Raw genomic sequence first — 22,141 nt, 5'->3', positions numbered from 1 at the left:
GGTCAGCCAGCCTCTATGTGTCTGACAGATCGCATTCGCGAGCAAGCCCGCTCCCACATTGGACCCTCATTGCCTATTAGATCTTGCGTCGACTGCGGGTTTGCACGCCCGCCTCCACCGCCAACCCCGCCGTGCGCTCCAAGGTATCGGCAAACAGCTGGCGCTGCTCAGGCTCGATTTGTGACAGGAACAGCTCATCCACCGTGCTTTCGTAGATTTTCCACATCTTTTTACGCAACACCCGGCCAGCGTCGGTGATTGAGGCAAACGCTGCGCGGCCGTCACCGTCGGAGCGCGAACGCACTACCAGGCCGTCCTTTTCCAGGCGGTCTACCAGCCGTGTCAGGTTGTAGCGCTCGATCGCCAGCACATCGGCCAACTCATGCATACGCCGTGTGCCGTCGGGGCCGCTTTCCAGGCCCCATAACGCGTCGTACCAGGCGTAGGGCGGCAGGTCTGCTGCAGCCAGGCGGCGTTCGATTTCACGGATGACCGTCCTGTGGGCCCTGACAAAACGGAACCATACATCTGGCTCTTTCGACGACATGCAACACCATCCGGGGAATTTCAAGAAGGTTGCAATAGTAGCTCATCCCGCGCTAAATTCAGTCATGTAGTTGCAATTGCAATTACTTTGGCGCAACTCCCACAAGGAGCCCGCTGCTTGAAATCCGCCTACCCTGGAGCCTCACATGACCCCCAATAACGCAGTAAAACTGGACGACGATCCACAGGAAACCCGCGAGTGGCTGGAGTCCATCGAATCGGTGTTGTCCACCGAAGGCCGCCCGCGTGCGCACTACCTGATTGATCAGTTGCTGGATTTCGACGTTGCGCGCCATGGTGACTTCTACGGGCGGGTGACCACGCCTTACGTCAACACCATTGCGGTTGACCGCCAATTGCCCTACCCCGGCAACCTGGCCATCGAGCGTCGCACCAATGCGTTTATTCGCTGGAATGCCATGGCGATGGTGCTGCGTGCGGGTAAACACTCGGGTGTCGGTGGGCATATTGCGACCTACGCGTCAGCCGCCGTGCTGTACGACGTAGGCTTCGACCACTTCTTCCGTGGCCGAACCGATACCTTCGACGGCGACCTGGTGTACATCCAGGGCCACTCCTCCCCTGGCATTTACGGCCGCGCCTACCTCGAAGGCCGCATCAGCGAAGCGCAGTTGGACAACTTCCGCCGCGAGGCCGGTGGCGAGGGCTTGTCCTCCTACCCGCACCCACGGCTGATGCCGGACTTCTGGCAATTTCCCACGGTGTCCATGGGCCTGGGGCCAATTACCGCCGCCTACCAGGCGCGCTTTATGCGCTACCTGGAGTTGCGTGATCTCAAGCCACACCAAGGCCGCAAGGTGTGGGCATTCCTGGGCGACGGCGAAATGGACCAGCCGGAATCCCTGGCCGCCATCTCCCTGGCCGGCCGCGAGAAACTCGACAACCTGATCTTTGTGGTCAACTGCAACCTGCAGCGCCTGGACGGCCCCGTGCGTGGCAATGCCAAGGTGATCCAGGAATTCGAAAGCCTGTACCGCGCCGCCGGCTGGAATGTGATCAAGGTGATCTGGGGCGGCGGTTGGGATGCGCTGCTGGAAAAGGACCAGAGCGGCCTGTTGCGCCAACGCATGATGGAGTGCGTGGACGGCGACTACCAGAACTACAAATCCCAGAACGGCGCCTATGTGCGTGAACATTTCTTCGGCAAATATCCGCAATTACTGGCGCTGGTTGCGGACATGTCCGACGACGACATCTGGAAACTCTCACGCGGTGGCCACGACCCTGACAAGGTCTACAACGCCTACGCCGGCGCCGTACGCCACAAGGGCCAACCGACGGTGATCCTGGCCAAAACCGTCAAGGGCTTCGGCATGGGCGAAGCGGGCGAAGGCCAGAACATCAATCACCAGTTGAAGAAGATGGGCGCTGATGCCGTAAAAGCCTTTCGCGACCGCTTCGGCCTGGAAGTGGCCGATGAACAGCTCGACGAAATCCCCTACCTCAAGCCCGCTGCCGACAGCGAAGAAGCCCGCTACTTCGCTGCCCGTCGCCAAGCGCTGGGCGGCTATGTGCCCGCGCGGCACAGTGCGGTCGAGGCGTTGCAGATCCCCGAGCTGAGCGCGTTTGCCACCCAACTCAAAGACACCGGCGAGCGCGCCATCTCCACCACCATGGCGTTTGTGCGCATCCTCGGCACTCTGCTCAAAGACCCGCACCTGGGCAAGCTGATCGTACCCATCGTGCCGGACGAGTCGCGCACTTTCGGCATGGAAAGCCTGTTCCGCCAGATCGGCATTCACTCCGCCGTCGGCCAGCTCTACACCCCACAAGACGCCGGGCAATTGAGCTACTACAAAGAGAGCAAAGACGGACAGATCATGCAGGAAGGCCTGAATGAATCCGGGGCCATTTCCTCGTGGATCGCGGCGAGTACGTCCTACAGCAATCACGGCCTGATGACCGTGCCGTTCTACATTTTCTATTCGATGTTCGGCTTCCAGCGCGTCGGCGACCTGGCCTGGGCCGCCGGCGATGCCCGCGCTCGCGGTTTTCTGCTGGGCGCTACGGCCGGGCGCACCACGCTGATGGGCGAAGGCTTGCAGCATGACGACGGCCACAGCCACATCCTCGCGTCGGTGATCCCCTGCTGCATCGCCTATGACCCGACCTTTGCCTACGAGCTGGCGGTGATCATTCGCGAAGGCATGCGGCGCATGTATGTCGAACAGGAGGACATTTACTACTACATCACCCTGCTCAACGAAAACTACCCGCACCCAGCCATGCCCGAAGGCGTGGAGAATGGGATTCTCAAAGGTTTGTATCCATTAAGCACGCACCCGCAGGCGCAGGTGCAATTGATGGGCAGCGGCTCGATCCTGCGCGAAGTGATTGGCGCAGCGCACCTGCTCGACAAGGACTTTGGCGTGGCCAGTAATGTCTGGAGCGCCACCAGCCTGACCGAACTGCGCCGTGACGGGCACGCAGTGGAGCGCTGGAACCTGCTGCATCCACAGGATGAACCGCGCGCGAGCTACGTGGAAACCAGCCTGGCCGGACACAGCGGGCCGGTGGTGGTGGCGACGGACTATATGAAGTTGTTCGCCGACCAGATCCGCCCGTTTGTACACGGCCGCCGTTTTGTGGCGCTGGGCACCGATGGCTTTGGGCAATCGGACACCCGCGAAACCCTGCGCGAATTCTTTGAGGTGGACCGCCACTTCATCGTGCTGGCGGCGCTGAAGGCGCTGGCCGATGACGGCGTGATCGGGCGTGACAAAGTGGGCGAGGCCATCAGCCACTACGGGATCAACGTCGACAAAGCGAACCCCGCAGCGGTCTGAGTTACTGGGCTGGCGTTGGCAGCGGTGGAATCGCCTCTGTCGGCGCCGGCAGGTTCGGGTTGGTCGGCGATGGGGCTGGTTCAGCCACAGGCGCTGGGGTTGGGGTTGGGGTTGGGGTTGGGGTTGGGGTTGGTGCTGGTGTCGCTGCTGGGGTTGCTGCCGGCGCAGGCTCGGCCTGCGGTGCAATAGGTGCGGCCTCAGGCGGCGGTGCCAGCGGCTCCGACATCGTCGGCGCGAGCGGCGCGGCCTTGGTCGCGTCTACTTTATCAGCAGGCTCAGCCTTATCTGCAGGCGCAGCCGCTTTCGGCTCCGGCATGCCCAGCTCAGCCTTGGGCTTCTCTGGAATATGCTCGGCCGCCTTCACTTCCTGGGGCAGGAACACATCCACCAGCGAGAAGTAGCGATCGTAAAACTTCGGCGCCGTCACCGTCTCACTCGCCACCTTGACCATCGAGTCATCGGTGGAGCCAATCGGCATCGACACCGAGCCCAACACACCCACGCCGAGGCTGGCGGAGTTGTTGACCTTCTTCAGCGCGTAGCGGTCCTGTAAGGCGTTGGCGAACATGGTCGAGTGCTTGGCGCCTTTGCCATCGTCGGCACACACCACGTTGAAGCTGATTTGCAGGTGGGTTTCGCCGGTCTGCTGGAAACTCTTGTTACCCACCACCAGCTTGGGGTCGCTGCTGGTGATGATGTAACCCTGGCTCAACAGCGCACGCCGCGCCGCCTCACAGGCCGCCACATCGCTGACCGGGTAATCACGGGAGAACGTGCCGGAGTCGTCGAAATTCTCATGTTCATAAATAGCGGTCTTGGGTGACGAGCAGCCCGCAGCGCCCGCCAGCACCAGCGCCAACCCGAGGCTACGCAAGTGAAATGATGTCGACATCGAAAATCCTGAGGAAAACAGTCAGGGCGCTATTGTGCAACAGAACGCAGGGTTGGCGCGCACATTCCTGTCGGTAAAACGTCACAGCGTTATTACACCGCGGGCGCAGGAAAAAGCCCGGCGCACATATGGTCGATAAACACCCGCAGCTTGGCCGAGGCAAAGCGACTGGAGGGCCACAGCATCCAGAAACTGCCGCGATGTACCAAATGCTCATCCAGCACCCGTTGCAGACGCCCCTGGCGCACCGCCTCGTTGACCATGAAGTCCGGCAGGCAGGCGATGCCCAACCCTTCGTGCACCACATAGTTAAGGGATTCGATGGTGGTGCTGACCAGCGGCGCATGCAGCACCGGCTCTGCCACGCCCGGCACAGGGCGCAGTGGCCAGGGCTCCAGCTTGCCGGTGGCGCAGAATTTGTGGCGCAGGCAGGCATGGCTGCTCAAGTCCTGCGGCTGTTGCGGCGTGCCATGCTGGGCCAGGTAACCCGGCGTGGCCACCAGGACCAGTTGGTAGTGGCCCAGATGACGCGCCATCAAGCGCGAATCTTCCGGCTTGCCGGTGCGAATCACCGCATCAAAACCTTCCTCGATCACATCGACCATGCGGTCGGAAAAATCCACATCCAGCTCGATGTCCGGGTAGGCGCGCATAAAGTCGCTGAGCACCGGCATCAACAGGCCACGCACCTGCGGCAAGCTGATGCGCAGTGTGCCTCGGGGCGTGGCGCCGGCCTCAGTCAGCTCCTGCTCCGCTGCCTCCACCTCGGCCAGAATCCGCCGCGAGCGCTCGAGAAACAGCGCACCTTCGCCGGTCAGGGTGACGCTGCGTGTGCTGCGATGAAACAGCCGCACACCCAGACGTTCTTCCATACGCGCGATGCTTTTGCCCACGGCCGAAGACGACACCCCCAGCACGCGGCCCGCAGCCGTGAAGCTGCGGGTCTCCGCAACCTGCACGAACACCGAAAGGCTACTCAGACTGTCCATTGCCGACCTTTTTTTGATTACGGACTTGAATGTCCGATAAGTTCGGAACCTTAGCCTGTTTTTCCGCAACCCACAGCCCCCTACTCTGCCTCCCTGACCTTTTGCATGGAGACGCAACATGAGCGATTGCCCTTCGATTACCGGCCCGGCCGCCGCAACCGCGCAAGACACACTGCCTATGGGCGGTTTGCTGGCCTTGGCGTGCGCCGGGTTTATCACGATTCTCACCGAGGCCATGCCGGCCGGGCTGCTGCCACAGATGAGCGACGGGCTGCAGGTTTCGCAGGCGTTGGTCGGCCAACTGGTGACCCTTTACGCCCTGGGCTCGTTACTCGCGGCCATTCCCCTGACCTTATTGACCCGAGGCTGGCGGCGGCGCCCCTTGCTGCTGATTGCCATCGGCGGCTTTGCCTTGGTCAACAGCGTGACGGCACTGTCCACCCATTACGGGCTGACCCTGGTCGCGCGGTTTTTTGCCGGCGTCTTCGCCGGGTTGCTCTGGGCGTTGCTGGCCGGCTATGCCAGCCGAATGGTGGCGCCGCACCTGCAAGGCCGGGCGATTGCTGTGGCCATGCTCGGCGCACCGCTGGCCTTGTCGCTGGGCGTACCCGCCGGTACTTTCCTCGGCACCGTGGTGGGCTGGCGCCTGAGCTTTGCGATCATGATCGGGCTGACGCTGTTGCTGCTGGTGTGGGCACGCTGGCAACTGCCGGACTTCGCCGGGCAAGCGGCGCAAAAGCGTTTGGGTTTGCGCCAGGTCCTGAGCCTGCCCGGCATTCGCCCGGTGCTGTGGGTGACCCTTACCTACGTGCTGGCACATAACATTCTGTACACCTACATCGCGCCACTGCTGGTGCCTGCCGGGTTAGTCGCCGACATCGACCAGATATTGCTGGTGTTCGGCCTCATGGCCTTGCTGAGCATCTGGCTGACGGGCGTGCTGATTGATCAACACTTGCAGCGCCTGCTGATCATCAGTTGCGCGATGTTCGCGGTATCGGCCCTGGCACTGGGTGCGTGGATGACCTCCACCCGTGCGGTATATGCCAGCGTGGCGCTGTGGGGCCTGGCCTTTGGTGGCTTGCCGGCGCTGTTGCAAACGGCGCTGGCCAAGTCTGCCGGTGACTCGGCCGATGCCGCGCAATCAATGCTGGTGACGGTGTGGAACCTGGGGATTGCCGGCGGCGGGCTGGCGGGCGGCCTGTTGCTGCAAACATCGGGGGTCGCGTTGTTCCCGTGGGCGGTTGGCGGATTGATACTGTTGGCAGTGGCCGCGACGCGGCGCATCGCGAGGACAAGCGCTGGATATACGGTTAACCTTGAAACACCCTGAAACTTAATCGGAATTCGCCCGGGTGATCAAACCGTTCATTTCACTGCGCCGCCGCTTTACCTCACTGCGCTGGCGCACCCGGATCACCCTGTGGGCCGGCGCCACCATCGCCGGGCTGATGGTGGTGATGTTTGCGCGCCTGGCTGACGTGGCGCTCACTCAATTCGCCGCGCAATCCAGCGCCCACCCGTGGCTGCCCTTCGTCTATACACCGCTGGTGGGCATGCTGGTGGTGTGGCTGACCACGCGCTTTTTTGCCGGTGCCCAAGGCAGCGGGATTCCGCAGGTCATCGCCGCCACTCGCCTGGCCAACAAAGGGCAGGACGTCAGCAAGCTGGTGTCTTTGCGCATCGCATTGGCCAAAATCGGCTTGGGCACACTGGCGTTGACCGGCGGTTTTTCTGCCGGGCGCGAGGGACCGTCTGTGCAAGTGGCAGCATCGATCATGCACTTCTGCCACCGCTACCTGCCCAATGCACGCATCATCCGCAGCGAAGACTTGATCCTGGCCGGCGGCGCCGCCGGTATCGCCGCTGCGTTCAATACGCCGTTGGCCGGTATCGCCTTCGCAGTCGAAGAGTTGGGACGCAAGCTCGAAACCCGCACCAGCGGTGTATTGCTCAGCACAATTATCTTGTCGGGGATGGTCGCGATCGCCTTGCAGGGCAATTACAACTATTTCGGCCACCTGGATGTTGAAGGGATCAAGCTCGACATCATTGTTCCGGTATTGGCGGCCGGCATCGGCTGCGGCCTGCTCGGCGGGTTGTTCAGCCGCATGCTGCTGTGGCCACAGCGCTACCACCGGTTCGTGCTCTGGGAATGGCGCCGAGTCCACCCGGTGTGGTTCGCCGGGGCGTGTGGGCTGGTGGTCGCAGTGTTGGGCTGGCTCAGCGGCGGAATGTCCTTCGGCAGCGGCTACGGGATTACTACGCAGATCATTGCTGCCGATGTCGGCTTGCCGTGGCATGCGCCGGTCACGCGTTTTCTGGCCACGGTGGTCACCTATTTTTCCGGTATCCCCGGCGGCATCTTCGCCCCGTCGCTGGCCGTCGGCGCAGCCGTGGGCGCCAACGCCGCCGAGTTTTTCACGCTGGCAGCGCAACCGATCATTGCGCTGTGCATGGTGGGCTTTCTGGCGGCCGTGACCCAATCGCCGATCACCTCGGCGATCATCGTGATGGAGATGATCGACAGCCACGGGATGGTGATCAGCCTGATGGCGGTGGCGCTGATTGCCAAGGCCGTCAGCTCGCGAATGGGGCCGGAGTTGTACCAGCAATTGGCGCGCGGTTTTCTGCACCCGCCGACGAAAAGCCCATAAGCCTGACAACATTGTTTACAACTTATTCATCAACTTCCTATCATCGCCCTGGGTGCGTGACTGCATAGGGCACAGCGCAGGTTAAAGCAAAGCATTGGTCGGGCCGCCAATGGAGACTTGTCGTGCCCAAAAAACACCCTGCCATCCCTCGCCCCCAGGCATTCACCGAGGGCGCACTGTCGGCCCTTGAGCGGTTCTCACGCATTGAGGCGGTCAGCGGCATCGTGCTGCTGCTGGCGGCCATTGCTGCGTTGATCTGGGCCAACGGCCCGGCTGCCGAGTCCTACGAACACTTCTGGAACACCCCGATTACCCTCGGGCTGGGCGATTTCAGTGTGTCGCGCTCCCTGCATTTTCTGGTCAACGACGGCCTGATGACCATCTTCTTCCTGGTGGTAGGCGCGGAGATACGCCAGGAAATCAAGGACGGCGCACTCGCCAACCTGAAACTCGCAACCCTGCCGCTGGGCGCCGCACTGGGTGGCGTATTGATGCCAGCCATCCTCTACACCGCGCTCAATCATGGCACCGCTGCCGCCAGTGGCTGGGCCGTGCCCACCGCCACCGACATTGCCTTTGCCGTCGGCGTGCTGGCGCTGCTGGGCAAATCGATCCCCAGCGGTGTGCGCGTATTGCTGCTGGCGCTGGCCATCATCGATGACATCGTGGCGATCCTGATCATTGCCGTATTCTTCACTGCCAGCCTCGACTACATGGGCCTGGTAGTTGCCGCAGGTGGGTTGGCCTTAGTGCTGGTGTTCCAACGGATGGGCATCAGCAAGGCGGCGATCTATTTGCTGCCAGGCGCGATTGTCTGGTTCGGCCTGCTCAAGACCGGCGTACACCCGACCCTTGCCGGGGTGATCCTGGGCCTGATGACGCCGGTCAGTTCCAAGCCGACCACCGAGCGCCCACTGGACACCATCGGGCGCACCTTCAATGAGCTGATGGATCGCCTCTCACAACCTGCCGAAGATGCGCACCAGGTCGCCAAGCCGCTCAAGCAACTGCGCGAAGCCCAACGCGAACTGATGCCGCCGGTGCAGCGCGTGCAATCGGCGTTGCACCCGTGGGTCGCCTTCGGCGTGATGCCACTGTTCGCCCTGGCCAATGCCGGTGTCAGCCTACAGGGCTTGAACCTTGAGCAACCGCTGCCCCACGGTGTGTTCATGGGCGTGATCGTCGCCTTGGTGATCGGCAAGCCGTTAGGCGTGATGCTGGCGAGTATCACGCTGGTCAAGCTCAATATCTGCAAGCTGCCCGACGGTGTCACCTGGAGCGGCGTCGGCCTGGTCGGCCTGCTGGCGGGGATTGGTTTTACCATGTCGATCTTTATCTCGTCCCTGGCCTTCTCCGACCCGGAACTGTTGGCAGCGGCCAAACTGAGTGTGCTGACGGCCTCGACCGTGGCAGCCGTGATTGGCTTGAGCTGGGGCAAGCTGAAGTTCTGAGCCCGTCTGCGCGTCCCGCTTTCTGTACTTGCGTACGGGTGACGCAGAGCGTCACGGGATGCATTACCACGCAGAGCGTGGGAACGATCAATCCACAGGCCGTGCCGCAAAAAAAAGCCCCCGGTCCTTTCGGACCGGGGGCTTTTCTATTCAAACCAACATCAGAACTTCTTGATGTCAGCCTTGGTTTCCAACTGCTTGCGGTAGGCAGCAAAGTCCTGCTGGCCAACACGCGATGCGAGGAAGCGGCGGTATTGCGCCTTTTCTTCGTCGGTAGGGGCTGCGGCTTCGTTGACGCCATTCAAGCGCACGATCACCAGGCTACCGTCAGCCAGGGTCACGGTGGTGAAGGTCGGCTTGTCCTTGGCCGCAGGCTTGGGCATGCGGAACAGGGCTTGCAGCACGGCCGGCTCGATCGCCTCAGCGTTACGGGTCGCCGCTTCAGTCACCTTCCAGGCCTGGCCGTCGATCGGCTGGTTCAACGGGGTCTTGCCGTCACGCAGGCTGGCGATCAACTCGTCGGCATGGGTTTTGGCAGCCGCGATGGCGCGCTCTTTGGTCATCTGGGTGCGGATCGCAGCCGACACGCTTTCCAGCGGCAGTTGCGCAGGCTTCAGATGCTCTTTGGCACGCAGCACGATGATGGTTTCCGGGTCCAGCTCGATAGCGCTGCTGTTGGCACCTTCATCCAGCACTTCCGGGCTGAATGCAGCGGTGACCACAGCACGGTTGGCCGCAACACCTTCGCCACCTTCACGGCCAAACGGCGCGGAAGTGTGTACGGTCAGCTTCAGGTCGGACGCCGGCTGAGCCAGGTCGGAGGCTTCGAATGCCGCGTCTTCCAATTGCTTGGTCGCCTCGACATAACGCTGCTCGACCTGCTGAGTCTTGAGCTCACGGGTCAGCTTGTCTTTCAGGCTGGCAAACGATGGCACTTCAGGTGCTTCAACTCCCAACAGCTTGATCAAGTGCCAACCGAAGGTGGTACGCACCGGCGCCGACACCTGGTCCTTGTTCAAGGCATACAGGGCCGTTTCGAAATCCGGGTCGTAGACGCCAGGGCCGGCAAAGCCCAAGTCACCGCCATTGTTGGCCGAACCCGGGTCCTGGGAGAACTCCTTGGCCAGGGCTTCGAACTTCTCACCCTTGGCCAGGCGTGCCTGGATGTCTTCGATCTTGGCCTTGGCTTGCGCGTCGGTGGTCTTGTCGTTGACTTCAATCAGAATGTGCGCGGCACGACGCTGTTCAGCGAGGTTGGCGGTTTCTTTCTGATAGGCAGCCTGCAGCTCTTCGTCCTTCACGGTAACCTGATCGAAGAAGGACGACTTCTTCAGTTCCAGGTAATCAATGACCACTTGATCCGGGGTCATGAACTCTTTGGCGTGCTGGTCGTAGTAAGCCTTGACCTCGTCGTCGGTCAGCTTCACAGCCGCAGGGTCGGTCTTGATGTTGACGGTGGCAAAATCGCGGGTCTGTTTTTCCAGACGGGCGAAAGCCAGCACCTCGGCGTCGGTGACGAAACCGCTGCCGGCGATGCCTGCGCGAACCTGGCCGATCAGCATTTCCTGGGTCAGCATCTGACGGAATTGCATACGGGTGTAGCCCAACTGACGGATCACCTGATCAAAGCGTTCGGCACTGAATTTGCCGTCCACCTGGAATTCCGGCGTCTGCAGGATCACCTGGTCCAGCGCAGCTTCAGAGAAGCCGAACTTGGAATCCGCAGCGCCTTGCAGCAACAGCTTGCGATCGATCAGACCTTTCAAAGCCGCTTCGCGCAGCAGTTTTTCGTCCAGCAGCGAAGCATCGAAATCCTTGCCCAACTGTTGCATCAGCTGGCGACGTTGCATGTCGACGGCCTGGCCCAGTTCTGTCTGGGTGATTTCTTCACCGTTGACCTTGGCCACGTCCTGCTTGTTGTTACCCGAAGCCTGGAAAATGGCCTCGATACCGGTGAACGCCATCAATGCGACGATGATCCCGATAATAGTCTTGGCAATCCAGCCTTGTGAATTGTCCCTGATATTTTGCAGCATGCGTCCCCCAGAAACGGTTGATCTTCAAAAATTAGGCAACCGTGGAGCGTGGGTAGAGTCCGGATAGAAGAAAGGCGCATCCGAGGATGCGCCTTCTCGTAACTGGCGGAGCGGACGGGGGTTTGAACCAACACCCCAGGCCTTGGCGACCCGATGGATACGTGGGTCAGCTGCCGCTCCGCTGCCAGGCCAGACCTGCGTCTGACCCGGGTAGGCAAGGCTTGAACGAAGCTTAGTTAACCGCTTCTTTCAGGGCTTTACCGGCTTTGAAACCTGGTTTCTTGGCAGCAGCGATTTGCAGTGCTTTGCCAGTCTGTGGGTTACGGCCAGTACGAGCTGGGCGGTCAGTCACAGAGAAAGTACCGAAGCCTACCAGTACCACGGAGTCGCCGGCCTTCAGAGCGCCAGTGACGGATTCGATTACTGCGTCCAGCGCACGGCCAGCAGCAGCTTTCGGGATATCAGCGGATGCGGCGATAGCATCAATCAGTTCCGACTTGTTCACTCTAAGTCCCCTTATATATCTATTGAGTATGATTCTAAGTTTTTTGGTGAAAGCAAAAACCAGTGCAGTGCTGAATGGCCTACAGACACTTAAGAGCCGCTTTATAACAAGGGCTCTAAAAAGCTGTCAAGGAAGCCCCCAGGCTTAATCGCATTAATGCGTGCTAATTCTTTCCTTGGAATCGGACTCGCGTTTTTCATCCTTCGCGACAATCTCCGGAGCCACATCCGGCAAGGGCTCCGGCGCGTATTGCAGCGCAATTTGCAGGACCTCGTCAATCCATTTAACCGGTTTAATCTGAAGATCCTGCTTGATATTGTCAGGAATTTCCTTCAAGTCGCGAACATTCTCTTCCGGAATGATCACGGTCTTGATACCACCTCGGTGTGCAGCGAGCAATTTCTCTTTCAGACCACCGATGGCCAATACCTGACCACGCAGAGTAATTTCCCCGGTCATCGCCACATCGGCACGCACAGGAATACCAGTCAGTGCCGACACCAGTGCCGTGCACATGCCTACACCGGCGCTAGGGCCGTCTTTGGGCGTCGCCCCTTCCGGCATGTGGATGTGGGTGTCGTGCTTCTCGTGGAAGTCCAGGGGAATCCCCAGGCTCTTGGCGCGGCTGCGCACCACGGTCTGCGCGGCGGTGATCGACTCGACCATCACATCACCCAGCGAACCGGTCTTGATAAGTTGGCCTTTGCCCGGGATCACCGCAGCTTCGATGGTCAGCAATTCGCCACCCACCTGGGTCCACGCCAGGCCAGTCACCTGCCCTACCTGATCCTGCTGTTCAGCCAGGCCGTAACGGAATTTCTTCACGCCCAGGAAGTGTTCCAGGGAATCGGCATCCACCTTCACCGAGAAGCGTTTTTCCAGCGAGTGCTCCTTGACCGCTTTGCGGCAGATCTTCGCAATCTGACGCTCCAGGCCACGCACGCCGGCTTCGCGGGTGTAGTAACGCACGATGTCGCGGATCGCTTCGACTTCAAATTCGATCTCGCCTTTTTTCAGGCCATTGGCCGAAATCTGCTTGGGCGCGAGGTATTTGACGGCGATGTTGATCTTTTCGTCTTCGGTGTAACCCGGCAGACGAATCACCTCCATCCGGTCCAGCAGGGCTGGCGGGATGTTCATGGAGTTGGAGGTGCACAGAAACATTACATCGGACAAGTCGTAGTCGACTTCAAGGTAATGGTCGTTGAAATTGTGGTTCTGCTCGGGGTCGAGCACTTCGAGCAACGCCGAGGCCGGATCGCCACGCATATCGCTGCCCATTTTGTCGATTTCATCGAGCAGGAACAGCGGGTTGCGCACACCCACCTTTGTCATTTTTTGAATCAATCTTCCTGGCATCGAACCGATGTAAGTACGGCGATGGCCACGAATTTCCGCTTCGTCGCGCACACCGCCAAGGGCCATGCGCACAAACTTACGGTTGGTGGCACTGGCAATCGACTCGGCCAGGGAGGTTTTACCCACACCCGGAGGGCCGACCAGGCACAACACCGGGCCACGAATTTTCTTCACGCGCTTTTGCACGGCGAGGTATTCGAGGATACGTTCTTTGACTTCTTCGAGGCCGTAGTGGTCGGCGTCGAGGATTTCTTCGGCACGGGCCAGGTCCAGGCGCACTTTGGTCTGAGCCTTCCACGGCACCTGCACCAGCCAGTCGATGTAGGAACGCACCACGGTGGCTTCAGCTGACATCGGCGACATTTGCTTGAGCTTGTTCAGCTCAGCCGTGGCCTTGGTCAGGGCGTCTTTGGGCAGGCCAGCGGCGTCGATGCGCTTTTTCAGCTCTTCGACTTCGTTATGGCCTTCTTCGCTGTCGCCGAGCTCTTTCTGAATGGCCTTCATCTGCTCATTCAGGTAGTACTCGCGCTGGCTGCGCTCCATTTGCTTTTTCACGCGACCACGGATGCGCTTCTCAACCTGCAGCAGGTCGATTTCGCCATCCAGCAACGCCAGCACGTGTTCGACACGGGCCGGCAGGTCGATGATTTCAAGGATGTCCTGCTTCTGCTCGATCTTGAGCGCCATGTGCGCGGCCATGGTGTCGACCAGGCGGCTTGGCTCATCGATGCTGTTGAGGGACGACAGCACTTCAGCCGGGACTTTCTTGCCCAGTTGCACATATTGCTCGAACTGCGAGAGCAGGCTGCGCACAAACACTTCGGATTCGCGCTCTGGGGCTTCGACCTCGTCGATCAGCGCCACTTCGGCGCGCAGGTGGCCGTCCACCTCCATGAAACGCTCGACCGCACCACGCTGCTCGCCTTCCACCAGCACCTTGACGGTGCCATCGGGCAGCTTGAGCAGTTGCAATACGGTCGCAATGGTGCCGACGCGATACAGGGCATCTTCGCCTGGATCATCATCAGCAGGATTCTTCTGGGCCAACAGCAGGATCTGCTTGTCGCCCGTCATCGCGGCCTCGAGGGCTTCGATAGACTTCTCGCGCCCCACGAACAGCGGGATAACCATGTGCGGATAGACGACGACATCACGCAACGGCAGGAGAGGCAATTCAATGGTTGTCTTCATGATTTCGCCTCTATGACAGTTGAAAAATTAGCTTGAAACCAAGATGGGGGCTGTACGCAAAAAAAACAAGCTCAATGCCAGCAGTTAAACGCATGAATAAACGCGAATTTAACCGCAAAACCCAAACCGCCCCGAAAAACCGCCACATAAAAAGAAAGGGCCTCGAAAGGCCCTTGCTTGTACTGCGACAGCTCAACGCTTACGCGTCAGGTGCAGCCTTGGCAGCCGGCTCACTGTTTTCGTAGATATACAGTGGCTTGGACTTGCCTTCGATAACGCTTTCGTCGATCACCACCTTGCTCACCTCGGACTGCGAGGGGATTTCGTACATGGTGTCGAGCAACACGCCTTCGAGGATCGAACGCAGGCCACGTGCACCGGTCTTGCGCTCCAGTGCCCGCTTGGCCACTGATTTGAGCGCGTCGGTACGGAACTCGAGGTCTACACCTTCCATCTCGAACAGCTTGGCGTATTGTTTGGTCAGGGCGTTTTTCGGCTCGGTGAGGATCTGAATCAGAGCAGCCTCATCCAGCTCGTCCAACGTCGCCAGGACCGGCAGACGGCCAACAAACTCCGGGATCAGACCGAACTTGACCAAATCGTCAGGCTCGACTTCACGCAGGGACTCGCCCACCTTCTTGCCTTCTTCCTTGCTGCGCACTTCTGCACCAAAACCGATGCCGCCACGTGTGGAGCGTTGCTGAATAACCTTCTCCAAACCCGAGAACGCACCGCCACAGATGAACAGGATGTTACGCGTATCAACCTGAAGGAATTCCTGCTGCGGGTGCTTGCGGCCGCCTTGTGGCGGTACGGAAGCAACCGTGCCTTCGATCAGTTTCAACAGGGCTTGCTGCACGCCTTCACCGGAAACGTCCCGAGTGATCGACGGGTTGTCGGACTTGCGCGAAATCTTGTCGATTTCGTCGATGTAGACAATACCCATCTGGGCCTTCTCTACGTCGTAGTCGCACTTCTGCAGCAGCTTCTGAATGATGTTCTCGACATCTTCGCCCACGTAGCCAGCCTCGGTGAGGGTGGTAGCGTCGGCGATGGTGAACGGAACGTTCAGCAGGCGAGCGAGGGTTTCTGCAAGCAGGGTTTTACCCGAGCCTGTAGGACCGATCAGCAAGATGTTGCTCTTGCCGAGTTCGACTTCGTCGCCTTTCTTGTCACGCTGGTTCAAGCGCTTGTAGTGGTTATACACCGCTACTGCCAGAACCTTTTTTGCACGCTCTTGACCAATCACATACTGATCAAGGATGCCGCTGATTTCTTTAGGCGAAGGCAATTTATGCGCGCTGCTCTCGGCCTGGGCTTCCTGCACCTCCTCGCGGATGATGTCATTGCACAGGTCGACGCACTCGTCGCAGATAAACACCGAGGGGCCGGCAATCAATTTGCGTACTTCATGCTGGCTTTTGCCGCAGAAGGAGCAATAGAGCAGCTTGCCGTTGTCCTCGCCGTTGCGGGTGTCAGTCATTCGTTCGATCCAAATCCGATAGGCTTGCAACACAAGATGAAGGCTTATGCGGGCTTTTTCAAGCCCGCCGGTGGTCGGACATGCCGACCCGCCTTATTTTGAGGTGCTTATATTAAGCGGGGCGCTTTTCGATCACTGCGTCGATCAACCCGTATTCACGAGCAGCTTCAGCGCTCATGAAATTGTCGCGGTTGGTGTCACGCTCGATTTCTTCCAGGGTGTGCCCGCTGTGCTTGGCCATCAGCGTGTTCAGACGCTCACGAATAAACAGGATTTCCTTGGCGTGGATTTCGATGTCCGATGCCTGGCCCTGGAAACCGCCCAACGGCTGGTGAATCATCACGCGCGAGTTCGGCAGGCAGTAACGCTTGCCCTCGGCACCTGCGGTCAGCAGGAACGCGCCCATGCTGCACGCCTGGCCGATGCACGTGGTCGACACGTTTGGCTTGATGAACTGCATGGTGTCGTAGATCGACATGCCTGCAGTGACCGAGCCGCCCGGGGAGTTGATGTAAAGATGGATGTCCTTGTCCGGGTTTTCCGCTTCAAGGAACAGCAGCTGCGCGCAGATCAGGTTGGCCATGTAGTCCTCTACCGGGCCGACCAGAAAAATCACTCGCTCCTTGAGCAGGCGCGAGTAGATGTCATAGGCGCGTTCGCCACGAGCAGATTGCTCGACAACCATCGGGACCAAGCCGCCAGCGGCCTGGATATCAGAGTTCTGCTGAATATAGGAATTACGGAACATGCTCTGCAGTTACTCCCAAATAGTCATGTCTTGAAAACGCATAAGCCAGCGCGAGGCTGGCTTATGGTTATATTTCGAACGAGTTGGACAATCAGTCGGCTTGTGCTGCTTCCGCCGGTTTGACTGCTTCTTCGTAAGAGACCGCTTTGTCGGTCACCTTAGCCTTCTGCAGAACAGTATCCACAACTTGCTCTTCCAGCACAACCGAACGTACTTCGTTCAGTTGCTGGTCGTTCTTGTAGTACCAAGCCACGACCTGCTCAGGCTCCTGGTAGGCCGAAGCCATTTCCTGGATCATTTCGCGAACGCGATCTTCGTCAGGCTTGAGGTCGAATTGCTTGACCACTTCAGCCACGACCAGACCCAGTACAACGCGGCGCTTGGCTTGCTCTTCGAACAGTTCGGCCGGCAGTTGGTCAGGCTTGATGTTGCCACCGAACTGCTGAACCGCTTGAACGCGCAGGCGATCCACTTCGTTGGACAGCAGGGCCTTGGGCACTTCGATCGGGTTGGCGGCCAGCAGACCGTCCATAACCTGGTTCTTGACCTTGGACTTGATGGCCTGACGCAGCTCTCGCTCCATGTTCTTGCGAACTTCGGTGCGGAAACCGTCGATGCCGGTTTCCTTGATGCCGAACTGGTTGAAGAACTCTTCGTTCAGCTCTGGCAGCTTAGGCTCGGAAACGCTGTTGACGGTCACGGTGAACTCGGCAGCTTTGCCGGCCAGGTCCAGGTTCTGGTAGTCAGCAGGGAAAGTCAGGTTCAGAACACGCTCTTCACCGGCTTTAGCGCCAACCAGGCCGTCTTCGAAGCCCGGGATCATGCGGTTGGAACCCAGCACCAGTTGGGTGCCCTTGGCGGAGCCGCCAGCGAATGCTTCGCCGTCAACCTTGCCAACGAAATCGATGTTCAGCTGGTCTTCGTTCTGGGCGGCACGCTCGGCCACTTCAAAACGGGTGTTCTGCTTGCGCAGGATTTCCAGCATGTTGTCCAGGTCGGCATCTGCCACGTCAGCGCTCAGGCGCTCAACGGCGATGTCTTCAAAACCGGCAACGGTGAATTCCGGGAACACTTCGAATACGGCAACGTATTCCAGGTCTTTACCGGCTTCCAGGGATTTAGGCTCGATCGAAGGCGAACCCGCCGGGTTCAGCTTGTGCTCGACAACGGCTTCGTAGAAGGAAGCCTGGATCACGTCACCCACAGCTTCCTGACGCGCATCAGCACCAAAACGACGCTTGATTTCGCTCATTGGCACTTTGCCTGGACGGAAACCAGCGATCTTGGCCTTTTGGGCAGTCTGCTGCAGACGCTTGTTGACCGCAGTCTCAATACGCTCTGCCGGCACGGTGATGCTCAGGCGGCGCTCGATGGCAGTAGTATTTTCAACAGAAACTTGCATGGATATTCCTCGTTGCACAGACGTTAGCCGGCCGTTTCCGACCCCAGAATCAAGGGCATGCATTCTAGTGGGTCAAACTCAAGAAGTCACCCTACTGAAAACGGGTGGAAAAACAGCAGGCCATTTATAGGTTCAAGTGCACGCATGCACCCTATCCCGTTAGCAAATACAGCGCATCACGCCAGGGCTCTACGCCAGCCCTTCTATATATAGAAGGGCCGGGATGCACACCCCGGCGAGCGACCCTGCAAGCAAGGTCGAAGGGTGTGGCGGCAGCATCGAGAAACACAAATACGATGAAACGCCCTACCCTGGAGACTCAAAACACTCAAACAAAAACGGCACAGCCCTTTTTCAGGTACTGCGCCGTTATTCGCTATTAAATAGCTGTACTGACCCTTATATAGCAGCAGATCAGTTCTACACGCTCAAAACCGGCAACGATTCTAACGCCAAGGCATTGAGAATGCTTGTTTTTTCTTGACGTCAATCCACCCCACAAGCCTGATACCGGTCGATGGCAGCAAAAACCCGGCTACGCGCCCGGTGCAGCAGCACCCGCGCGTTACACAGACTGACGCCCAGCAACTCGGCAATCTCCTCAAGTTCAAGCCCTACCCGCTCACGCAGCACAAGCGCAGCGCTCTGAAGCGTCGACAACTCCTGCAACGCGCGCTCGATACAGGCGCGCAGCTCATCTTCACTGACCAGCGCCTCGGGCGTATCTTCATGCCAGCCCATAGGTGCCGACAACCATTGGCCGCTGGCGGCGCAAAAGCGCTCCTGCCCCAGCGAGTCATCGAAAAACACCTCGCGCCGACTGCGACCATAGCGGCCCTTGGCTTTATTGGCCGTAATCGTCAGCACCCAGGTCTTCAGGCTGGAGCGCCCCTGAAAACCACTCAGCCCACGCACAATCGCCAACCAGGCGTCCTGCACCACATCGTCGACATGCCGATGCCCGGCAATCGCCGAGGCCACCGCACGCATGGCGCCCTGATGGGTGTTGACCAGGTCGCAATACGCCGATTGCTCCCCCAACAGCAGGCGCCCGAGCAAATGCGCCTCGCCAACCGCCATTCCCTGACTTTGATCCTGCTGTTGTGCCAACATTTTTCAGACCCTCCACGTAGCAGCGTATGAGGATCCAGGCCGATCCACGGCCATCCTCGTCAGTAGATACGTGACTGGGCATTTTTTGGATGCAAAAAAAAGCGCCAGATCATTGATCTGGCGCTTTTTTAAAATATGGGGTGGACGAAGGGGATCGAACCCTCGACAACGGGAGTCACAATCCCGTGCTCTACCAACTGAGCTACGCCCACCATATTGCATCAACAAGGAACTCGAACATCTTCCTTGTCTGGCCTCACCCTGGCGAGTGGCTGGGTGACGCTTAATTGGTGCGGATGAAGAGACTCGAACTCTTACGCCTCGCGGCGCTGGAACCTAAATCCAGTGTGTCTACCAATTCCACCACATCCGCGCTTGAAGCTCTTAAAGCAAAGGCGCCAGACGATTAATCTGGCGCCTTTTAAATATGGGGTGGACGAAGGGGATCGAACCCTCGACAACGGGAGTCACAATCCCGTGCTCTACCAACTGAGCTACGCCCACCATCTAGCGCTACTTGTGCCAAAGCTGCCTAATGGCGCACCCGGCAGGACTCGAACCTGCGACCATCCGCTTAGAAGGCGGATGCTCTATCCAGCTGAGCTACGGGCGCCTTATTAATCTGTACTCGTTGAAGATTACAAACTAAGTGCTTCCAGCCTTGCAGAACAGCTCAATCCGCTCGACCTTCTTAACCAGTGCTAGGCTGTGCCCGACAAGTGCGACGAATAGTATAGACGGCCTTGATACCCGTCAAATCTTTTTTGAAAAAAACTGATTTTATTTAAGGGGTTAGGGCAATTTGCAGACCAAGCGCCTTTGCCCTCACGTCGTGGCGTGCGAGAATGCGCGCACTTTTCTTCCCCCTCTCGATGGTTAATCACGCGTAATGACTGCACAACTTATCGACGGCAAATCAATCGCCGCCAGCCTGCGCCAGCAGATCGCCAAACGAGTCACCGAGCGCCGCCTGCAAGGCCTGCGCACGCCTGGCCTCGCGGTGATCCTGGTCGGCAGCGATCCTGCCTCTCAGGTTTATGTCTCGCACAAGCGTAAAGACTGTGAAGAGGTCGGCTTTATTTCCAAGGCCTACGACTTGCCTTCCGAGACCACCCAGCAGGCGCTTACCGACCTGATTGATGGCCTCAACGACGACCCGGCCATCGACGGCATCCTGCTGCAACTGCCGCTGCCCGAGCACCTGGACGCCTCCAAACTGCTGGAGCGCATCCGCCCGGACAAAGACGTCGACGGCTTCCACCCCTATAACGTCGGCCGCCTGGCCCAGCGTATTCCGCTGCTGCGCCCCTGCACGCCCAAAGGCATCATGACCCTGCTGGAAAACACCGGTGTCGACCTGTACGGCCTCGATGCAGTAGTGGTCGGCGCCTCCAACATTGTTGGCCGCCCAATGGCCATGGAATTGCTGTTGGCCGGCTGCACCGTGACCGTCACCCACCGCTTCACCAAGGACCTGGCCGGCCACGTCGGCCGCGCCGACCTGGTGGTAGTCGCCGCCGGCAAGCCGGGCCTGGTCAAAGGTGAGTGGATCAAGGAAGGCGCAATCGTCATCGACGTGGGCATCAACCGTCAGGAAGACGGCAAACTGGTGGGTGACGTGGTGTACGAAACCGCCCTGCCCCGTGCCGGCTGGATTACCCCGGTACCGGGCGGTGTTGGCCCGATGACCCGTGCATGCCTGCTGGAAAACACCTTGTATGCCGCAGAAAGCCTGCACGGCTAATAACCAGCCGCACTGAAAAAGCCCTGCCTTATCGCAGGGCTTTTTATTGCCCGGCTAAAAACCCTTTTTTTCTTAGTTTTTAAGCACTTTCGTCTGGTTCTAGAAGAACATTCGACAGTTCTTCGTCCATACTCCTAAAATGTAACGGCATTTATCAAAAAACCGTTTCCGAACGGCATTTCCTTACTTTTTTAGCGAGTTCACCCGCGTGAAAATTCGTCTCTCTCTTGTCAGCCTATTTTTTGCATTTACAGGCACTTTCGCACACGCTGCCGAAACCACTCTGGCCCCGCGTGATACCTCCAAATTGCAGATCGCTTCCGGCAGCGTCATTTTGGTCGACCTGCAGACCAATAAAGTCATCTACGCCAGCAACCCCGATGTGGTGGTGCCGATTGCCTCCGTCAGCAAGCTGATGACCGGCCTGATCGTGCTCGAAGCCAAACAGAACATGGATGAGTACATCGACATCAACATCAAGGACACGCCGGAAATGAAAGGCGTGTTCTCCCGAGTGAAAATCGGCAGCGAAATGCCGCGCAAGGAAATGCTGCTGATCGCGTTGATGTCCTCGGAAAACCGCGCCGCCGCCAGCCTGGCCCACCACTACCCGGGCGGCTACCCGGCGTTTATTGCAGCGATGAACGCCAAGGCCAAGGCACTGGGCATGACCAGCACGCACTACGTGGAGCCCACCGGCTTGTCGATTCACAACGTGTCCACCGCCCGCGACCTGAGCAAGTTGCTGGCCGCTGCGCGTAAATACCCGATGCTGAGCCAGTTGAGCACCACCAAGGAAAAGACCGTGGCGTTCCGCAAGCCCAACTACACCTTGGGCTTCTCCAACACCGACCACCTGATCAACCGCGCCAACTGGGATATCAAGCTGACCAAGACCGGCTTCACCAACCAGGCCGGCCACTGCCTGGTGCTGGTGACAAGCATGGGCAACCGCCCGGTGTCGCTGGTGATCCTTGATGCGTTCGGCAAGTTCACCCACTTTGCTGATGCCACGCGTATTCGCAACTGGGTCGAAACCGGGCGCAGCGGTTCAGTGCCGGACGTGGCCTTGCGCTACAAGGCCGACAAGAACCTGAAGAATCGGCCGAACGCCGCTGAAGTGCGCCGCTGAATAATGTGGGAGCGGGCTTGCTCGCGAAAGCGGATCGCCAGTCACAAATAGGCCGACTGAACCACCGCATTCGCGAGCAAGCCCGC

The 22,141-nt window shown here is 59.1% G+C and carries 17 protein-coding genes and 4 tRNA genes; 7 read left to right on the top strand and 14 right to left on the bottom strand.

The features are described from left to right. Window positions 1-76 precede the first annotated feature (76 nt). Entirely contained in the window at window positions 77-547 is a 471-nt protein-coding gene (locus ACTD9P_RS17425) for a MarR family winged helix-turn-helix transcriptional regulator (protein WP_438868666.1), read from the bottom strand. A gap of 145 nt (window positions 548-692) precedes the next feature. Between ACTD9P_RS17425 and aceE the strand changes: the two genes are divergently transcribed. Then, window positions 693-3,353: a pyruvate dehydrogenase (acetyl-transferring), homodimeric type gene (gene aceE, locus ACTD9P_RS17420; protein ID WP_438868665.1), complete on the top strand. Its 2,661-nt coding sequence runs from the start codon at window positions 693-695 to the stop codon at window positions 3,351-3,353. Between the two features lies 1 nt (window position 3,354). Here the strand turns inward: aceE and ACTD9P_RS17415 are convergent, their stop codons facing one another. Both ACTD9P_RS17415 and ACTD9P_RS17410 read right to left on the bottom strand, forming a co-directional pair. Beyond that, entirely contained in the window at window positions 3,355-4,245 is an 891-nt protein-coding gene (locus tag ACTD9P_RS17415) for a DUF2242 domain-containing protein (RefSeq protein WP_438868664.1), read from the bottom strand. 92 nt (window positions 4,246-4,337) lie between these two features. Next, complete coding sequence (locus tag ACTD9P_RS17410) at window positions 4,338-5,234, bottom strand: LysR family transcriptional regulator (RefSeq protein ID WP_438868663.1); 897 nt, start codon at window positions 5,232-5,234, stop codon at window positions 4,338-4,340. Window positions 5,235-5,352: 118 nt separating this feature from the next. Between ACTD9P_RS17410 and ACTD9P_RS17405 the strand changes: the two genes are divergently transcribed. The 3 genes from ACTD9P_RS17405 to nhaA all read left to right on the top strand — a co-directional run bounded on the left by ACTD9P_RS17405 (window position 5,353) and on the right by nhaA (window position 9,342). Next, window positions 5,353-6,567 carry an MFS transporter gene (locus ACTD9P_RS17405; RefSeq protein ID WP_438868662.1) on the top strand — a complete coding sequence of 405 codons (1,215 nt, stop codon included), beginning with the start codon at window positions 5,353-5,355 and terminating at the stop codon, window positions 6,565-6,567. 22 nt (window positions 6,568-6,589) lie between these two features. Next, complete coding sequence (locus ACTD9P_RS17400) at window positions 6,590-7,891, top strand: chloride channel protein (RefSeq protein WP_438868661.1); 1,302 nt, start codon at window positions 6,590-6,592, stop codon at window positions 7,889-7,891. Window positions 7,892-8,013: 122 nt separating this feature from the next. Then, a complete protein-coding gene (nhaA, locus tag ACTD9P_RS17395) occupies window positions 8,014-9,342 on the top strand; it encodes a Na+/H+ antiporter NhaA (RefSeq protein WP_438868660.1) in 1,329 nt (442 codons plus the stop codon). Window positions 9,343-9,503: 161 nt separating this feature from the next. Here the strand turns inward: nhaA and ACTD9P_RS17390 are convergent, their stop codons facing one another. From ACTD9P_RS17390 to tig, 6 genes are all read right to left on the bottom strand, one after another. Continuing rightward, window positions 9,504-11,378 (bottom strand): SurA N-terminal domain-containing protein, encoded by a 1,875-nt coding sequence (locus ACTD9P_RS17390; protein ID WP_138814823.1) that lies wholly within the window; start codon window positions 11,376-11,378, stop codon window positions 9,504-9,506. Window positions 11,379-11,610: 232 nt separating this feature from the next. Continuing rightward, window positions 11,611-11,883 carry an HU family DNA-binding protein gene (locus tag ACTD9P_RS17385; protein ID WP_003174819.1) on the bottom strand — a complete coding sequence of 91 codons (273 nt, stop codon included), beginning with the start codon at window positions 11,881-11,883 and terminating at the stop codon, window positions 11,611-11,613. A gap of 153 nt (window positions 11,884-12,036) precedes the next feature. Further along, window positions 12,037-14,433: an endopeptidase La gene (lon, locus tag ACTD9P_RS17380; protein WP_438868659.1), complete on the bottom strand. Its 2,397-nt coding sequence runs from the start codon at window positions 14,431-14,433 to the stop codon at window positions 12,037-12,039. 199 nt (window positions 14,434-14,632) lie between these two features. Then, window positions 14,633-15,916, bottom strand: a complete 1,284-nt coding sequence (clpX, locus tag ACTD9P_RS17375; RefSeq protein WP_017136464.1) for an ATP-dependent Clp protease ATP-binding subunit ClpX — start codon at window positions 15,914-15,916, stop codon at window positions 14,633-14,635. Between the two features lie 112 nt (window positions 15,917-16,028). After that, entirely contained in the window at window positions 16,029-16,664 is a 636-nt protein-coding gene (clpP, locus tag ACTD9P_RS17370; RefSeq protein WP_003174822.1) for an ATP-dependent Clp endopeptidase proteolytic subunit ClpP, read from the bottom strand. A 91-nt stretch (window positions 16,665-16,755) separates the two neighbouring features. Continuing rightward, a complete protein-coding gene (tig, locus tag ACTD9P_RS17365) occupies window positions 16,756-18,066 on the bottom strand; it encodes a trigger factor (protein ID WP_138814821.1) in 1,311 nt (436 codons plus the stop codon). A 223-nt stretch (window positions 18,067-18,289) separates the two neighbouring features. Here tig and ACTD9P_RS17360 point away from each other — a divergent pair, with 223 nt between their 5' ends. Next, window positions 18,290-18,550, top strand: coding sequence for a hypothetical protein (locus tag ACTD9P_RS17360; protein WP_438868658.1), 261 nt, complete (start codon window positions 18,290-18,292; stop codon window positions 18,548-18,550). Between the two features lie 2 nt (window positions 18,551-18,552). Here the strand turns inward: ACTD9P_RS17360 and ACTD9P_RS17355 are convergent, their stop codons facing one another. The 5 genes from ACTD9P_RS17355 to ACTD9P_RS17335 form a co-directional block, all read right to left on the bottom strand. Beyond that, window positions 18,553-19,146, bottom strand: a complete 594-nt coding sequence (locus ACTD9P_RS17355; RefSeq protein WP_438868667.1) for an RNA polymerase sigma factor — start codon at window positions 19,144-19,146, stop codon at window positions 18,553-18,555. 169 nt (window positions 19,147-19,315) lie between these two features. Then, window positions 19,316-19,391, bottom strand: a tRNA-His gene (locus tag ACTD9P_RS17350). Between the two features lie 76 nt (window positions 19,392-19,467). Continuing rightward, window positions 19,468-19,552: transfer RNA gene (locus tag ACTD9P_RS17345), tRNA-Leu, on the bottom strand. Between the two features lie 55 nt (window positions 19,553-19,607). After that, a tRNA-His gene (locus tag ACTD9P_RS17340) sits at window positions 19,608-19,683 on the bottom strand. 32 nt (window positions 19,684-19,715) lie between these two features. Then, window positions 19,716-19,792, bottom strand: a tRNA-Arg gene (locus ACTD9P_RS17335). A 276-nt stretch (window positions 19,793-20,068) separates the two neighbouring features. Between ACTD9P_RS17335 and folD the strand changes: the two genes are divergently transcribed. Then, on the top strand, window positions 20,069-20,923 hold the full coding sequence (gene folD / locus ACTD9P_RS17330) for a bifunctional methylenetetrahydrofolate dehydrogenase/methenyltetrahydrofolate cyclohydrolase FolD (RefSeq protein ID WP_438868657.1): 855 nt from the start codon (window positions 20,069-20,071) through the stop codon (window positions 20,921-20,923). A gap of 208 nt (window positions 20,924-21,131) precedes the next feature. Next, window positions 21,132-22,055, top strand: coding sequence for a D-alanyl-D-alanine endopeptidase (gene pbpG / locus ACTD9P_RS17325; RefSeq protein WP_438868656.1), 924 nt, complete (start codon window positions 21,132-21,134; stop codon window positions 22,053-22,055). Window positions 22,056-22,141 lie beyond the last annotated feature (86 nt).

Origin of the sequence: Pseudomonas onubensis (assembly GCF_965653655.1) — a bacterium.
Classification (GTDB): Bacteria; Pseudomonadota; Gammaproteobacteria; order Pseudomonadales; family Pseudomonadaceae; genus Aquipseudomonas.
Note: the sequence above shows the minus strand (reverse complement) of the source record. Positions and strands in the feature narration are given on the sequence as shown.

Excerpts from the sequence above, each read along its gene's own strand:
- ACTD9P_RS17425 (WP_438868666.1), bottom strand. The coding sequence starts at position 547 with ATGTCGTCGAAAGAGCCAGATGTATGGTTCCGTTTTGTCAGGGCCCAC.
- aceE (WP_438868665.1), top strand. The coding sequence starts at position 693 with ATGACCCCCAATAACGCAGTAAAACTGGACGACGATCCACAGGAAACC.
- ACTD9P_RS17415 (WP_438868664.1), bottom strand. The coding sequence starts at position 4,245 with ATGTCGACATCATTTCACTTGCGTAGCCTCGGGTTGGCGCTGGTGCTG.
- ACTD9P_RS17410 (WP_438868663.1), bottom strand. The coding sequence starts at position 5,234 with ATGGACAGTCTGAGTAGCCTTTCGGTGTTCGTGCAGGTTGCGGAGACC.
- ACTD9P_RS17405 (WP_438868662.1), top strand. The coding sequence starts at position 5,353 with ATGAGCGATTGCCCTTCGATTACCGGCCCGGCCGCCGCAACCGCGCAA.
- ACTD9P_RS17390 (WP_138814823.1), bottom strand. The coding sequence starts at position 11,378 with ATGCTGCAAAATATCAGGGACAATTCACAAGGCTGGATTGCCAAGACT.
- lon (WP_438868659.1), bottom strand. The coding sequence starts at position 14,433 with ATGAAGACAACCATTGAATTGCCTCTCCTGCCGTTGCGTGATGTCGTC.
- clpX (WP_017136464.1), bottom strand. The coding sequence starts at position 15,916 with ATGACTGACACCCGCAACGGCGAGGACAACGGCAAGCTGCTCTATTGC.
- clpP (WP_003174822.1), bottom strand. The coding sequence starts at position 16,664 with ATGTTCCGTAATTCCTATATTCAGCAGAACTCTGATATCCAGGCCGCT.
- tig (WP_138814821.1), bottom strand. The coding sequence starts at position 18,066 with ATGCAAGTTTCTGTTGAAAATACTACTGCCATCGAGCGCCGCCTGAGC.
- ACTD9P_RS17360 (WP_438868658.1), top strand. The coding sequence starts at position 18,290 with ATGCACACCCCGGCGAGCGACCCTGCAAGCAAGGTCGAAGGGTGTGGC.
- ACTD9P_RS17355 (WP_438868667.1), bottom strand. The coding sequence starts at position 19,146 with ATGGCGGTTGGCGAGGCGCATTTGCTCGGGCGCCTGCTGTTGGGGGAG.
- folD (WP_438868657.1), top strand. The coding sequence starts at position 20,069 with ATGACTGCACAACTTATCGACGGCAAATCAATCGCCGCCAGCCTGCGC.